Consider the following 13,531-nt stretch of genomic DNA (forward strand, 5'->3'; position numbering starts at 1 on the left):
TTATTGGTTTTTGATGCTTTTTTGCATTAGAAGCCAGAGATAACAAGCGCCAGCTGCTCTGCTTTTTAAAGATCCTGGGGCCAGGGCATGCGCAGCGACACCGTGGTGGCATGGCCTTGCGAATCCACCATGAGCTGCGCGCCCAGCCGCTGGGCGCGGGCTTGCATGCTGTGCAGGCCCGTGCTGCCTGGCGTGCCCGATGCACCGGGGGCCAGGCCCACGCCGTTGTCGCGCACCTGCAGCTGCAGCTGCCGTGCTTCGTAGGCCAGCGTCACCTCCACGCGCGTGGCGCGGCTGTGCTTGAAGACATTGGTCAGCGCCTCCTGCAGGATGCGCAGCACGTCCAGGCTGGGCGTGGTGCCCAGGTGCACCTCGTCCAGGTGCTGCACCTGCCAGTGCACGTCGATGTCGTGCAGCTCGAACAGCACGCTCATGCGGTGGCGCAGCGGCGCCAGCAGCTCGGCCAGCGACAGCTCGCCGTAGTGCTGGGCCGAGGCGGTGTCGATGATGAGCCGCAGGTCGTCGCGCATGCCGCGCAGCATGTCCAGCACCTGGTCCTGCGGCAGCGGGCCGCCGGCGCGCTCCAGCGTGGTGATGTTGCCGATCAGCATGCCGCCCAGGCCGTCGTGCAGGTCGTGCGCGAGGTTGACGCGCTCGCCCAGGCGCGCGTGCAGCAGCTCCAGCTCGTGCTGGCGTGCGAGCGACGCGGTCAGCTCGGCGCGGGCCTGCGTGATGCCGTGCTGCATCTCGTCGTTGAAGCTCTCGATGCGCCGGGTGTTGGCCACGAAGGTCCAGGCCAGGACCAGCGCGATGCCGATGGTGGAGACGGTCTCGGAATAGGTGACGAGGTAGAAGTTGCTGTCCACGATGCGCAGGAAGACCAGCAGGTCGTGCGCCATGGCCAGCGCGCCGGCGATCGCCGTCAGCGACAGGATGCGCTGCGGCAGGTTGCCCCCGCGCCAGGCCAGGTACAGGAACACGCCGGACGTGGCGAACAGCAGCGCGGACGACATCCAGGCCAGCGCGTTGCGCATCGCGCCCACCTGCTCGTGCGGGGCCAGCAGCATGGCGGCCGTGGCAGCGGCGATCAGCAGCCACATGCCCCGCTCGCGGCGCGGCCAGCGGCAGCCCAGGAAGCGCAGCACGAACATGGCGTTGCAGCCGTGGTAGACCACATAGGCCACCGAGGTGACGGCGGCGTAGGTGTCGGTGCTGCCAAAGGGCCAGGTGCTGGTGTGCACGAAGTTGACCGCGAACACGAACCAGGCCGCCTGCTGCGCACCGTACCAGCCGTAGGCCGTCTCCTGGCGGCGCATCAGCCACAGCGCGAGAAAGAAGCAGCCCAGCGTGGAGCCTATGCCCAGGTTGAGCCACTGCAGGCTTTGCCGCTTCAGGTAGCTGCTGCGCTGCGCGTCCTGCATGGCGCCGGGCGGGCCGATCTCCACCGGCCCCAGCGCGGGCTGGTGGGCCGCGAAGCCGCTGACGCGGATCAGCAGCTCGTTGCGGCCGGTGTGCAGCAGCGGCGCGGGCAGCAGCAGAAAGCGCGGCAGGTTCCAGGTGCGCGACAGCGGATCGACGAGGTTCGCGTCGCGCTGCAGCTCCACGCCGTTGACCGAGATCACGCCCGCGAAGATCAGGTAGTGCACGAACAGGCCCTGGTTCTGCGGCGGGCCGTCGATGTTCCAGCGCAGGCGGTACCAGACCACGCCGTCGTGCCCCGGCCACTGCTGGTTCCAGTCGTTGGGCACGGACGCCGGCACCCAGCCGGTCTCGGGCGGCTGAGTCGCCTGCCAGTCGGCGCGCGCGGCCTCGACCGTGCCGGGCCACGCGGCCTGGGCGGGCGCGGCCAGCCAGAGCCAGAGACAGAGCGCCGCTAGGGCAGCAAGCCATGCTCGCGCGCGCGCCGCACGGCCTGGGTGCGCGAGCTGACGGCCAGCTTGTCGTAGATATGCCGGATGTGCGAGTCGATGGTCCATCGGGAAAGGTGCAGGCATTCGGCAATCTCGCGATTGCTCAGGCCCGCGGCAACATGGTCGAGTATCTGCCGCTCGCGCTCGCTCAGCGCGTCGCGCAGGGCCGGGTCGGGCGCCGGCGTGGGGCCGGCCTGGCGGCCCACCAGGTCGAGGATGCGCCGCGCGATGAACGGGTCTATGGGCGCGCCGCCCTTGAGCACGCTCTTGATCGACAGCGCGATCTCCAGGTCGTCGCGCTCCTTGAGCACGTAGCCGTTGGCGCCGGCGCGCAGCGCGCCGAGGATCATCTCCTCGGTGCTCCAGGCCGATACCACCAGGATGGGCAGACGCTCGTCGCGGGCGCGCAGCCAGGCGATCAGTTCGATGCCGCTGCCATCGGGCAGGCCCAGGTCCACCAGCGCCATGGCCAAGGGCTGCAGCCCGCCGCCGGGATGCGCGGCCGCGGCCTGGCACTGCGCGACTGAGCCGGTGGGCCGCAGGCGGGCCGCGGCCATGCCCAGCGAGCCCAGCACCTCGCCCAGCCGCGCGAGCAGGGCCGGGTCGTCGTCGACCATCAGGACGGGCAGGGGCGTGTCGGGCGTTTCGGGCATCTCAGCGGGCATCGGGGGATTCTGGCGCAACCGGGGGCAAAAGCCATCCCGTATTTGCGGGATGGGGGCCGGGATCAGGCGGGCGTGGGCCACAGGTACAGCACCGCGCTGGTCATCACCAGGTAGCGCAGGAACTTGCCTATGCCCATGTACAGCACGCAGGGCCAGAACGGCAGCCGCAGCCAGCCGGCCACGGCGCACAGCGGGTCGCCCACCACCGGCAGCCAGCTCAGCAGGCAGGCCTTGGGGCCGAAGCGGCGCAGCCACACGCGGGCCAGGCGCTCGTGGCGCGGGCGGGTGGTGGGTGTGGCAGCTTCGGCCTCGCTAGCCTCTGCGGCGGCGGGCCGCCGGCGAGCCCGGTCCCAGGCCTGGTGCGCGCCCAGGCCCATCCACCAGCTGATGGCGCCGCCGATGGTGTTGCCGATGGTGGCGACGACGATGGCTTGCCAGAACAGCTCGGGATTGAGCTTGAGCAGGCCGACGACCGCCGGCTCCGAGCCCAGCGGCAGCAGGGTGGCCGACACCAGGGCCACGACGAACACGGTGGACAGGCCGAACTGGGGCAGGGCCAGCCATTGCAGCAATTGTTGAATCCACACTTCCATGGCGCGAGTGTAGGGGTTGGCCCTGATCCGGGCCGCCGGCAAAAGCCTCTTGCCGAGCGGGATTGCCTTTTGTATCTTGTCGGGGTTTGGCCTTGGAGCACTTGTATGAACGCATCCCTTTTTCCCCGCCTGGCGATTGCCCTGGCCTGCATGCTGGCGGCCGCTGGCCTGCAGGCCGCCACGCTGACGCTGGACGGCCCCGGCGGCCAGCGCCAGCTCGACAGCGAGGTGCTGGCCCACCACGCCGAGGCGCGCGACATCGCCGTGCCGCGCGATGCCTCGTACCACCGCGCCATGCGCTACCGCGCCGTGCCGCTGGCCGTGGTGCTGCGCGAGCTGGGCCTCACGGCCACCGACACGCTGGAGGTGGTGGCCACCGATGGCTTCGTCGCCCAGCTGCCCGGCGCGCTGGCGCTGCAGCAGGGCGCGGGCAAGCCGCAGCCCTGGCTGGCCATCGAGCCCAAGGACGCGCCCTGGCCGGTGCTGCCCGACCGCCCGCACGGCGCCGGGCCGATGTATATCGTCTGGCCGGTGGACCAAGGCGTGAGCAGCGAGCAGTGGCCCTACGCGGTGGCGCGGCTGCACGTGCGCGAGTCGCCCGAGCGCCGCTGGCCCGAGATTGCGGTGGCGGCCAGCCTGCCGGCGGATGCCCCCGCGCGGCGCGGCCAGGCCGTGTTCATCGTCCAGTGTCTGACCTGCCACGCCATGAACGGCGCGGGCGGCGCCACCATGGGGCCGGACCTGAACCGGCCGATGAGTCCGGTCGAGTACTTCCAGCCCCAGGCGCTGCGCCAGCTGGTGCGCAACACCGCCAGCGTGCGCCGCTGGCCGGCGCAGGCCATGCCGGCCTTCAGCGCCGAGCAGCTCAGCGAAGCCTCGCTCGACGACCTGATCGCCTATCTACAGCACATGGCCGGGCAGCGCCAGCCGGCGCGCTGAAACCGGGGCCGGGGCGCTACTTTTTCCGTGCCGCTTTTTTGAGCAGGTACAATCGCCCCCTTCCCCCATTCACCCCCCACCATCGCGCTTCGCGTGAAGCGCATGCATTCTTGCTTCCATGTCCGTGCGCATTGGTCCCCATACCTTGGCCAACCAGGTGTTCGTCGCCCCCATGGCGGGCGTGACGGACCGGCCCTTCCGCCAGCTCTGCAAGGAGCTGGGCGCGGGCTACGCGGTCAGCGAGATGGTGACCTCGCGCCCCGACCTGTGGGCCAGCCTCAAGACCAGCCGCCGCGCCAACCATGATGGCGAGCCGGGCCCCATCGCCGTGCAGATCGCCGGCACCGAGGCCGAGATGATGGCCGACGCCGCCCGCTACAACGTGGACCGCGGCGCGCAGATCATCGACATCAACATGGGCTGTCCGGCCAAGAAGGTCTGCAACAAATGGGCCGGCTCGGCGCTGATGCAGAACGAGGCGCTGGCGGTCGAGATCGCGCAGGCCGTGGTCGAGGCCTGCGCGCCGCACGGCGTGCCGGTCACGCTGAAGATGCGCACCGGCTGGTGCGACACGCACCGCAACGCGGTGGTGCTGGCCCGGCAGTTCGAGGACGTGGGCATCCAGATGCTGACCGTCCACGGCCGCACGCGCGAGCAGGGCTATCGTGGCTTTGCCGAGTACGACACCATCGCCGCCGTCAAGGCCGCGGTGGCCGTGCCCGTGGTGGCCAACGGCGACATCACCAGCCCCGAGAAGGCCCGCGACGTGCTGGCCCGCACCGGCGCCGACGCGGTGATGGTCGGCCGCGCCGCGCAGGGCCGGCCGTGGATCTTCCGCGAGATCGTGCACTTCCTGCAGACCGGCGAGCACCTTGCGCCGCCGCTGGTGGCCGAGCTGCGCCGGCTGCTGCTGGCGCACCTGCAGGACCACTACGCGCTGTACGGCGAAAGCACCGGCGTGCGCTCGGCGCGCAAGCACATCGCCTGGTACGTGCAGGGCCTGCCCGGGGGGGACGCGTTCCGGCGCGTGATGAATGGGATCGACAACAGCGCCGCGCAATGGCAGGCGGTGGCCGACTATCTGGACGCGCTGGCCGCGCAGATGGACCGGCTGCCCGCTGCGGGCGCCGCACCCGGGGGAGACGGCGAGGAGCTGCCCCTGGCAACGACAACAACGAGTAACTGGGTATGAGCAAAACAACAACCATCGAGCAGTCCGTGCGCGAAAGCCTGCAGACCTATTTCCGCGATCTGGACGGCGAGATCCCTGACCGCGTCTACGACATGGTGGTGCGCATGGTCGAACGGCCGATGCTGGAAGTGGTGATGAGCCAGGCCGACCACAACCAGTCCCGCGCGGCCGAGTGGCTGGGGCTGAACCGCAACACGCTGCGCAAGAAGCTGGTTGAGCACAAGCTGCTGTGACCCCCTGGATGTTATTGATTTGATAGCTGCTTGCGCTTGATGGGCAAGGGCTGGAACGTGTTTTTATCTTGAAGAGAACCTCATGAACGCACTGATCTCCGTCTCCGACAAGACCGGCATTGTCGAGTTTGCCAAAAGCCTGCACGCGCTGGGCGTGCGCCTGCTGTCCACCGGCGGCACGGCCCAGCTGCTGGCCAAGGAAGGCCTGCCCGTCACCGAGGTGGCCGAGGTCACCGGCTTTCCCGAGATGCTGGACGGCCGCGTCAAGACCTTGCACCCCAAGGTGCACGGCGGCCTGCTGGCGCGCCGCGACCTGCCCGAGCACATGGCGGCCATCCAGGAGCACGGCATCGACACCATCGACCTGCTGGTGGTGAACCTGTACCCGTTCGAAGCCACCGTGGCCAAGGCCGGCTGTACGCTGGCCGACGCCATCGAGAACATCGACATCGGCGGCCCGGCCATGGTGCGCTCCGCCGCCAAGAACTGGAAGGACGTGGGCGTGGTCACGTCCGCCGACCAGTACGAAGCCGTGCTGGCCGAGCTGAAGGCGGGCGGCAAGCTGTCCGACCAGCTGCGCTTCGCGCTGTCGGTGGCCGCGTTCAACCGCATCGCCCAGTACGACGGCGCGATCAGCGACTACCTGTCGTCGGTGAAGTTCGAGCAGGACAAGCTCTCCGAAGCCTACGTGCCCGAGCGCAGCGCCTTCCCCGGCCAGAGCAACGGCCACTTCATCAAGGTGCAGGACCTGCGCTACGGCGAGAACAGCCACCAGCAGGCCGCGCTGTACCGCGACCTGTACCCGGCGCCAGGCTCGCTGGTCACCGGCGAACAGCTGCAGGGCAAGGAGCTGTCGTACAACAACATCGCCGACGCCGACGCGGCCTGGGAGTGCGTCAAGAGCTTCGAGGCCCCGGCCTGCGTGATCGTCAAGCACGCCAACCCCTGCGGCGTGGCCGTGGGCAAGGACGCGCACGAAGCCTATGCCAAGGCCTTCCAGACCGACCCGACCAGCGCCTTCGGCGGCATCATCGCCTTCAACCGCGTGGTGGACAAGGCCGCGGCCGAGGCCGTGGTCAAGCAGTTCGTCGAGGTGCTGATGGCGCCCGGCTTCACGCCCGAGGCGCTGGAGATCTTCAAGCCCAAGGTCAATGTGCGCTTGATGAAGATCGCTTTGCCGGCCGGTGGCGAGCGCGCCTGGGACCAGGGCCGCAACGCCGTGGACGCCAAGCGCGTGGGCTCGGGCCTGCTGCTGCAGACCGCCGACAACCACGAGCTGGCGCTGGCCGACCTGAAGGTCGTCACCGTCAAGCAGCCCACGCCTGAAGAACTGCAGGACCTGCTGTTCGCCTGGAAGGTGGCCAAGTACGTCAAGTCCAACGCCATCGTGTTCTGCAAGAACGGCATGACCATGGGCGTGGGCGCGGGCCAGATGAGCCGCCTCGACTCGGCGCGCATCGCCAGCATCAAGGCCGATGCCGCCAAGCTCAGCCTGCAGGGCACGGTGGTGGCGAGCGATGCCTTCTTCCCCTTCCGCGACGGCCTGGACGTGGTGGTGGACGCGGGCGCGACCTGCGTGGCCCAGCCCGGCGGCTCGATGCGCGACCAGGAGGTGATCGATGCCGCCAACGAGCGCGGCGTGGCCATGGTCTTCACCGGCGTGCGCCACTTCCGCCACTGATGGTGGACATGGACGACGAAGCCCCGGCGCGCCCGCGCTGGCTGGGCTGGCTGATCGCCATCGTGCTGCTGGCCGTGGTGCTGGGGCTGCTCAACATCGGCCGGCTCATCCTGCGGCCGGACCCGGTGGATGCAGCCGTTGCCGCGCGCCCCGAGCTGGCCGCGGCCAAGGCCCTGGTCGAGGCCAGCGACTGCATGCGCTGCCATGCCGCCGCGCGCCAGGCCGTGGGGCCGAGCTTCCAGGAGATCGCTGCGCGCCACGCCAACCGCGCCGATGCGGTGGAGTTCCTCGCCGGCAAGATCCGCAACGGCAGCGTGGGCGACTGGGGCCGTGTCGTGATGCCGCGCCATCCGCAGATCGGCGAGGACGACGCCCGGCGCATGGCCGAGTGGGTGCTGGCAGCGCCGCCGGCGGCCCGCTGATCCGCCGCCGAGGATTGCCGCATGGCGCCCGCCGCGAGCCGTTCCACCGCACCCCGGCGCCGCGGCCTGCTGTTCTGGGCGCTGTGCACGCTGGTGGTGTTCTACGCGATCTACCCGGCCAGCAACTGGCTGGCCGCGCGCCAGAGCCGGCGCTACGACTTCCTCACGCCCTGGGATGCGCAGATCCCGCTGGTGCCCGAGTTCATCTGGGTCTACTTCTCGTTCTTCGTCTTCATCCTGCTGCCCATCTGGTGGGTGGATAGCGACGACATCGACGCGCTGGGCCGGCGCCAGGTGCTGGCCACGGTGCTGTGCGGTGTGGTGTTCGCGCTGTTTCCGGCCAACCTGGCCTTCGAGCGCGTGCTGCCCGAGGCCGAGCCCTACCGCAGCATCTTCGGCTGGATGTTCGCGGTGGATGCGCCGCACAACCTGCTGCCCTCGCTGCACATCGTCTACACCGTGGCTACGGGCCTGGCGCTGTGGGCCACACAGTGGCGGCGCGGCCGGCCGGGGCGCTGCGCGCTGATCGCGCTATGGGGCGTGGCCATCTGCGCCTCGACCATGCTGGTGCACCAGCACCATGTGCTGGACGTGGTGGCGGCCGTGGTGCTGGTCGCCGTGCTGCAGCGGCTGGTGCGAACGCGGCCGGAAAGCCTTTAAAAACAGGAGCTGATAGCGCTCGTTGCTATTGGATTTCAGATGGTTTTCTATCTGAAATCAAGGTGTATCAAGCGCTAGCAGCTATCAAATCTGCTGTAGCGCATGGTTCGCCTGCTGCCGGTAGTGCGCGGCCAGGTGGTCGATCAGCGCGCGCACCTTGGGCGCCACGTGCGGGGTCTGCGGGTACAGCGCATGGTAGTGGCGCCGGCCCAGGTGGTGTTGCGGCAGCACCTGCAGCAGCCGGCCCTGGTCCAGCTCGCGCTGCACCGTGGGGCGGGTGAAGCTGGCGACGCCAAGGCCCGCCAGCGTGGCGCTGTGCACGGCGGTGATGGCGTCGAAGCGGTGGCGCGCCGGCCCGTCCCAGGTCAAGGATTCGCCGCCGCCGCGGTCTTGCAGCACCCACGCATCGCCGCCGGCCTGGCCCTGGTAGACCAGCCGGTGGTGCGCTGCCAGCGACGCCGGCTCGGGCAGGCCGTGCCGGGCGATGTACAGCGGCGCGGCCACGAGGATCTGCTCGGTGGCCAGCAGCAGCCGCGCCACCAGCCGGTTGTCGGGCAGCGCGCTGCTGATGCGCACGGCCAGGTCCAGCCCTTCGGCGACGAGGTTGGCGCGCCGGTCGCTGCACACCAGGTCGAGCTGCACTTCGGGGTAGCGCTGCTGGAAGCCGGGCAGCCAGTCGGGCAGCTCGAGCACGGCGATGGCATGCGGCAGGCCCACGCGCAGCGTGCCGCGGGGGCGCTGGCGCTGCGTGTCCATGGCCTCGGCCGTGGCGTCCACGCGGGCCAGGATGTCCAGGCAAGCCGCGTGAAAGCGCTGGCCGGCCTCGGTCAGGCTCAGGCGGCGGGTGTTGCGCAGCAGCAGCTGGGTGCCGAACTGCGCCTCCAGCTGCTTGAGCTGGCGCGACACCGACGAATGGGTGAGCCCCAGCCGCTCGGCGGCGGCCGTGAGGCTGCCGGCATCGACGATGGTCTGGAACACCCGCATCGCGAGCAACTGGTCCATGGACTTTCCTGTGGGTTGAACTCCTAGCGCAGCGGCAGCGCCAGGATCTGGGCCGTGGTCATCACGTCGCCGAAAGTGTCCTCGATTTCGGCCAGCGCCGCGCGGTGCAGGCTGTCCGCATCCACGGCGCTGCCGTCGGCGCGCACGATGCTGCGCGTAGCGCTGGCGTCCGACGCCACTACCACCTGGTAGCCCAGCGGCGCGGCGTCGCGCGCGGCGCCGGCGACGCAGGCATGCGTCATCAGGCCGGCGATCACGATCGTCTTGATGCCCGCGGCCTTCAGGCGGCGGTCGAGGTCGGTGCTGGCGAACACGCTGACAGTGGTCTTCTGCAGCACCTGGTCCTGCGGGCGCGGCAGGGCGCCGGGGTGGAACTGCACGGTCTTGCCATCGAGCGCGAACAGCGCCGAGCCGGCGGGCGCCACGTGCTGCACCTGGAACACCGGCAGCTTGGCGGCATCGGCCCAGGCCAGCAGCTGCTGCGTGCGCGCCAGCGCGGCGGGGCCGCCGGCGATGGGCATGCGGCCGCTGAAGTATTCGTTCTGGAAGTCGATCACCAGCAGCGCGGTCGAGCGCGCATCCAGCTGGGTGGCGGGCGTGGCGCCCGACATGGCGCGGATGGTGGGCGTGGGGGCGGCCTCGGCAGCGGCGGCTTGGGCCGCCATGGCGGGGGCGCTGGCCAGGGCCAGCAGGCGCAGCCAGGAACGGAGGAAAGCGGTGGACATGGAAAGACTCCCTGAAGAACACCTGCAGCACCATGCGCAGGTCGTGCCGGGAAGTCTAGGCAGCGGGCCCGGCGGCTACCAGACCGCCGCGGCCACAACATCTGTGCGCGGCGCGCACAGATGCGGGCAGGGAGCCGGCTTTCAGGCCTTGAGCTTGAGCACGTAGGTCAGCACGTTGGCCATGGCCAGGTCCAGCTCCAGGAAGGATTGGAAGTCGCGGCCCTCGGTCCAGTAGTTGTCCCAGTTGTTGCGCTTCAGGGTTCGCGTCCAGCCCTCGGTGGCGACGGCCCGGCGCACCGCATCGAGCAGCGCGGCCTGGCGCGGGGCTGGCACGGCCTTGCCGGTGAAGACGCCGCGCCAGTTGGCGATGTCGGCGTCCACGCCTTGCTGGCGCACCGAGGGCACGCCCAGGAAGGCCTGCTTGGACGAGACGCCGATGGCGCGCAGCTTGCCGCTGGCAAGGTGCTCGCTGAACTCGCTGTAGCCCGAGATGCCGGCCACGGCCTTGCCCGATTCCACCGCCGCCATCACCTGCGCGCCGCCCGCGAACGGCTGGTAGACCAGGGCCTCGGGCTTGCCGGCCGCGCGCGCCAGCAGGCCGGCGAACATGTGGTCGATGCCGCCGGCCGAGCCGCCGGCGATGGGCGTGGCGGCGGCATCGGCGCGCATTTTCGCGATCAGGTCCTTGGGGCTCTTGATCGGCGAGTCGCTCTTGACGACCAGCATCTCGTAGTCGCTGGTCAGCCGGGCCAGCGGCGCGATGCGGCTCAGGTCGACTGCGGGCTGCTGCAGCGCCACCGCGCCGACCATCACCGTGCCGCCCATCAGCAGGGCATTCGGGTCGGCGTCGTACTTTTCCACATAGCGCGCCAGGCCGATGGTGCCGCCCTTGCCACCGATGTTCTCGTAGTCGACGCGGGCCACCGCGCCGGCATCGAGCAGCGCGGTGCCCAGCGCGCGGCCGGTCTGGTCCCAGCCGCCGCCCTCGTTGGCCGGAATGACGATGCGCAGCTGGGGCAGCGGCGCGGCCTGCGCCCAGGACGCCAGCGCCCCCGAGCTGGCTGCGGTGGCAGCGAGCCACGAGGTGAAGTGGCGCCGGGTGGTGCGAACCATGGTGTCTCCAAAAGTGTCTAGCGGAAACAATTGTAAGTTCGAGCGATAGCGGATTGGTTCGATTTTTGGCCTGGATAGCTGAGGGCTTATCGAGCCGACCAATAAAAAAACCCTGCCGTGCTCGCGCACCGGCAAGGTGGGGGAGGGCGTGTCGCCTACAGCGTCTGGAACACCGCGCGCGCGGCCTCCAGCGTGCGGGCCACGTCGGCCTCGCTGTGCGCGGCGCTGACGAAGCCGGCCTCGTACAGCGCCGGCGCGAAGTAGTGGCCGCGCTCGAGCATGCCGTGGAAGAACTTGTTGAAGACCTGGCCGTCGGTCTTCATCACCTCGGCGTAGTGCGTCGGCAGCTGCGGCAGGAAGTAGAAGCCGAACAGCCCGCCCTGGTGGTCAACGCTGAAGGGCAGGCCGGCGGCATCGGCCTCGGCCTTGAGGCCCGCCATCAGCTGGCCGGTGCGCGCATGCAGCGCTTCGTGGAAGCCCGGCGCGGCGATCAGCTCCAGCGTCTTCAGGCCGCAGGCCGTGGCGATGGGGTTGCCTGACAGCGTGCCGGCCTGGTAGACCGGGCCCAGCGGCGAGAGCTTTTCCATGATGTCGCGGCGCCCGCCGAAGGCCGCCATCGGCATGCCGCCGCCGATCACCTTGCCCAGCACCGTGAGGTCGGGCGCGAAGCCGTCGATCTGCTGCGCATACAGGCTCTGCGCGCTGCCCAGCGCCACGCGAAAGCCCGTCATCACCTCGTCGTAGACCATCAGCGCGCCGTGCTCGCGCGTCAGCTCGCGGATGCGGCGCGTGAAGGGCACGCTGGCGCGCACGAAGTTCATGTTGCCGGCGATGGGCTCGAGGATCACGCAGGCGATCTCGGGGCCGTGCAGCGCGAAGGCCTCTTCGAGCTGGGCCACGTCGTTGTACTCGAGCACCAGCGTGTCCTTGACCACATCGGCCGGCACGCCAGCGCTCGACGAGGTGCCGAAGGTGGCCAGGCCCGAGCCGGCCTTGACCAGCAGCGAGTCCGCATGGCCGTGGTAGCAGCCGTTGAACTTGATGATCTTGTTGCGCCCGGTGTAGCCGCGCGCCAGGCGCAGCGCGCTCATGCCGGCCTCGGTGCCGGAGCTGACCAGGCGCACCATGTCCATCGACGGCACCAGCGCCAGGATGCGCTCGGCCAGCGCGATTTCGCGCTCGGTGGGCGCACCGAACGAGAAGCCTTCGGCGATGGCGCGCTGCACCGCCTCGACCACCTCGGGGTGGCCGTGGCCCAGGATCATCGGGCCCCAGGAGCCGATGTAGTCCACATACTGCTGAGCGTTGGCGTCCCACAGGTAGGCGCCTTGCGCGCGTGCGATGAAGCGCGGCGTGCCGCCGACGGCATTGAAGGCGCGCACCGGCGAGTTCACCCCGCCGGGGATGACCCGGCGTGCGCGTTCGAACAAAGAGGCATTCACATCATTGGAGGCTGTCATGGTGCAGGAAACGGAAAAAAGGGAGGAAGTAATCAGCGCTTCGGCTCGCCCTCGGCGGGCTCGCCGGCTTCGGCGCCATCGTCTTCTTCATCGTCGTCCGGCTGCACCCAGAACAGCCGGTCGGGAATGGTCTTGCCCATGCCGGGGCGGATGCCGCCTTCCAGGCACTTGTCTAGGTAGGCCAGGGCTTCGGCGGTGGCGTCGCTCAGGCTGGTCTCTGAGGCCAGCAGCGCGGCAAGCGCGGCGGACAGGGTGTCGCCCGCGCCGATGAACTCGGTCTCGAACAGCTCGAACTCGCCATTGCCATAGATGGTATCCGCCGACACCAGCGCGTTCTCCACATGCTGCGGGTGCGAGGGGATGCCGGTCACCAGCACGAAGGGCACGTCCTTCTCGGCGGCGGCCCGGGCGATGTCGCGCGGCGTGGGTGGGTGGGCGCTGTCGCGGTCGGGCAGCAGCCAGCGCCACAGCAGGCCGTACGAGCCCACCAGCACCGTGGCCTGCGGCAGCACGATCTCCTGGTAGGCATCGAGGTAGTCGTCGATCAACGCCGGGTCCCACCACGACATGCTGGGCATATAGGCGACGACCGGCAGGTCGGGATAGTCGTTCGACAGCTCGGCGCAGGCGCGGATGTTGGCCAGCGATCCCAGGAAGCCGAGCTTGATGGCCCGCACCGGAATGTCCTGCAGCACGGCGCGCGCCTGCTGCTGCACGGCTTCGTCGCTGAGCGCGTAGAAATCCTCCATCTCCAGCGTGTCGCGCACATAGGTGCCAGTGGCCACGGGGCAGCAGTGCCCGCCCATGGACGACACCACCAGGCTGTCGCAGGCGAGGCCGCCGGCACCGCTGGGATCGTTGGCGTTGATGCACAGCACGCTGGCGGTGATGGCGGAAGCAGGGGAGAGCTCGGGGAAGGTGCGAGGATTGGTCATG

General features: G+C 69.7%; 14 protein-coding genes. 6 read left to right on the forward strand and 8 right to left on the reverse strand.

Annotated features, from left to right (window positions below):
- Positions 1 to 65 precede the first annotated feature (65 nt).
- The 3 genes from ACYVKR_RS06440 to ACYVKR_RS06450 all read right to left on the reverse strand — a co-directional run bounded on the left by ACYVKR_RS06440 (position 66) and on the right by ACYVKR_RS06450 (position 3,168).
- The gene (locus tag ACYVKR_RS06440; RefSeq protein ID WP_460479974.1) at positions 66 to 1,748 is read right to left on the reverse strand and encodes a sensor histidine kinase; all 1,683 of its coding nucleotides are present in this window, start codon (positions 1,746 to 1,748) and stop codon (positions 66 to 68) included.
- 125 nt (positions 1,749 to 1,873) lie between these two features.
- Complete coding sequence (locus ACYVKR_RS06445; RefSeq protein ID WP_460479975.1) at positions 1,874 to 2,575, reverse strand: response regulator transcription factor; 702 nt, start codon at positions 2,573 to 2,575, stop codon at positions 1,874 to 1,876.
- Between the two features lie 62 nt (positions 2,576 to 2,637).
- Positions 2,638 to 3,168, reverse strand: coding sequence for a YqaA family protein (locus ACYVKR_RS06450; RefSeq protein WP_460479976.1), 531 nt, complete (start codon positions 3,166 to 3,168; stop codon positions 2,638 to 2,640).
- Between the two features lie 105 nt (positions 3,169 to 3,273).
- On the opposite strand from ACYVKR_RS06450, the gene ACYVKR_RS06455 reads away from it, so the two are divergent.
- The 6 genes from ACYVKR_RS06455 to ACYVKR_RS06480 all read left to right on the forward strand — a co-directional run bounded on the left by ACYVKR_RS06455 (position 3,274) and on the right by ACYVKR_RS06480 (position 8,295).
- Positions 3,274 to 4,107: a c-type cytochrome gene (locus ACYVKR_RS06455; protein ID WP_460479977.1), complete on the forward strand. Its 834-nt coding sequence runs from the start codon at positions 3,274 to 3,276 to the stop codon at positions 4,105 to 4,107.
- 118 nt (positions 4,108 to 4,225) lie between these two features.
- On the forward strand, positions 4,226 to 5,299 hold the full coding sequence (gene dusB / locus ACYVKR_RS06460) for a tRNA dihydrouridine synthase (protein WP_460479978.1): 1,074 nt from the start codon (positions 4,226 to 4,228) through the stop codon (positions 5,297 to 5,299).
- A complete protein-coding gene (locus tag ACYVKR_RS06465; protein ID WP_460479979.1) occupies positions 5,296 to 5,532 on the forward strand; it encodes a Fis family transcriptional regulator in 237 nt (78 codons plus the stop codon). Before dusB ends, ACYVKR_RS06465 begins: the two co-directional genes overlap by 4 nt.
- Before the next feature lie 82 nt (positions 5,533 to 5,614).
- The gene (purH, locus tag ACYVKR_RS06470; protein WP_460479980.1) at positions 5,615 to 7,213 is read left to right on the forward strand and encodes a bifunctional phosphoribosylaminoimidazolecarboxamide formyltransferase/inosine monophosphate cyclohydrolase; all 1,599 of its coding nucleotides are present in this window, start codon (positions 5,615 to 5,617) and stop codon (positions 7,211 to 7,213) included.
- A gap of 8 nt (positions 7,214 to 7,221) precedes the next feature.
- The gene (locus ACYVKR_RS06475; protein WP_460479981.1) at positions 7,222 to 7,635 is read left to right on the forward strand and encodes a c-type cytochrome; all 414 of its coding nucleotides are present in this window, start codon (positions 7,222 to 7,224) and stop codon (positions 7,633 to 7,635) included.
- Between the two features lie 21 nt (positions 7,636 to 7,656).
- The gene (locus ACYVKR_RS06480; RefSeq protein WP_460479982.1) at positions 7,657 to 8,295 is read left to right on the forward strand and encodes a phosphatase PAP2 family protein; all 639 of its coding nucleotides are present in this window, start codon (positions 7,657 to 7,659) and stop codon (positions 8,293 to 8,295) included.
- Positions 8,296 to 8,379: 84 nt separating this feature from the next.
- Here the strand turns inward: ACYVKR_RS06480 and ACYVKR_RS06485 are convergent, their stop codons facing one another.
- The 5 genes from ACYVKR_RS06485 to thiD all read right to left on the reverse strand — a co-directional run bounded on the left by ACYVKR_RS06485 (position 8,380) and on the right by thiD (position 13,530).
- The gene (locus ACYVKR_RS06485; RefSeq protein ID WP_460479983.1) at positions 8,380 to 9,297 is read right to left on the reverse strand and encodes a LysR family transcriptional regulator; all 918 of its coding nucleotides are present in this window, start codon (positions 9,295 to 9,297) and stop codon (positions 8,380 to 8,382) included.
- A 23-nt stretch (positions 9,298 to 9,320) separates the two neighbouring features.
- Complete coding sequence (locus ACYVKR_RS06490) at positions 9,321 to 10,022, reverse strand: cysteine hydrolase family protein (protein WP_460479984.1); 702 nt, start codon at positions 10,020 to 10,022, stop codon at positions 9,321 to 9,323.
- A gap of 141 nt (positions 10,023 to 10,163) precedes the next feature.
- Positions 10,164 to 11,135 (reverse strand): Bug family tripartite tricarboxylate transporter substrate binding protein, encoded by a 972-nt coding sequence (locus ACYVKR_RS06495; RefSeq protein ID WP_460479985.1) that lies wholly within the window; start codon positions 11,133 to 11,135, stop codon positions 10,164 to 10,166.
- 155 nt (positions 11,136 to 11,290) lie between these two features.
- Positions 11,291 to 12,595 carry a glutamate-1-semialdehyde 2,1-aminomutase gene (gene hemL, locus ACYVKR_RS06500; protein WP_460479986.1) on the reverse strand — a complete coding sequence of 435 codons (1,305 nt, stop codon included), beginning with the start codon at positions 12,593 to 12,595 and terminating at the stop codon, positions 11,291 to 11,293.
- A gap of 32 nt (positions 12,596 to 12,627) precedes the next feature.
- Positions 12,628 to 13,530 carry a bifunctional hydroxymethylpyrimidine kinase/phosphomethylpyrimidine kinase gene (thiD, locus tag ACYVKR_RS06505; RefSeq protein ID WP_460479987.1) on the reverse strand — a complete coding sequence of 301 codons (903 nt, stop codon included), beginning with the start codon at positions 13,528 to 13,530 and terminating at the stop codon, positions 12,628 to 12,630.
- Between the last annotated feature and the right edge of the window lies 1 nt (position 13,531).

The sequence above is a fragment of the Comamonas humi genome (assembly GCF_054782535.1).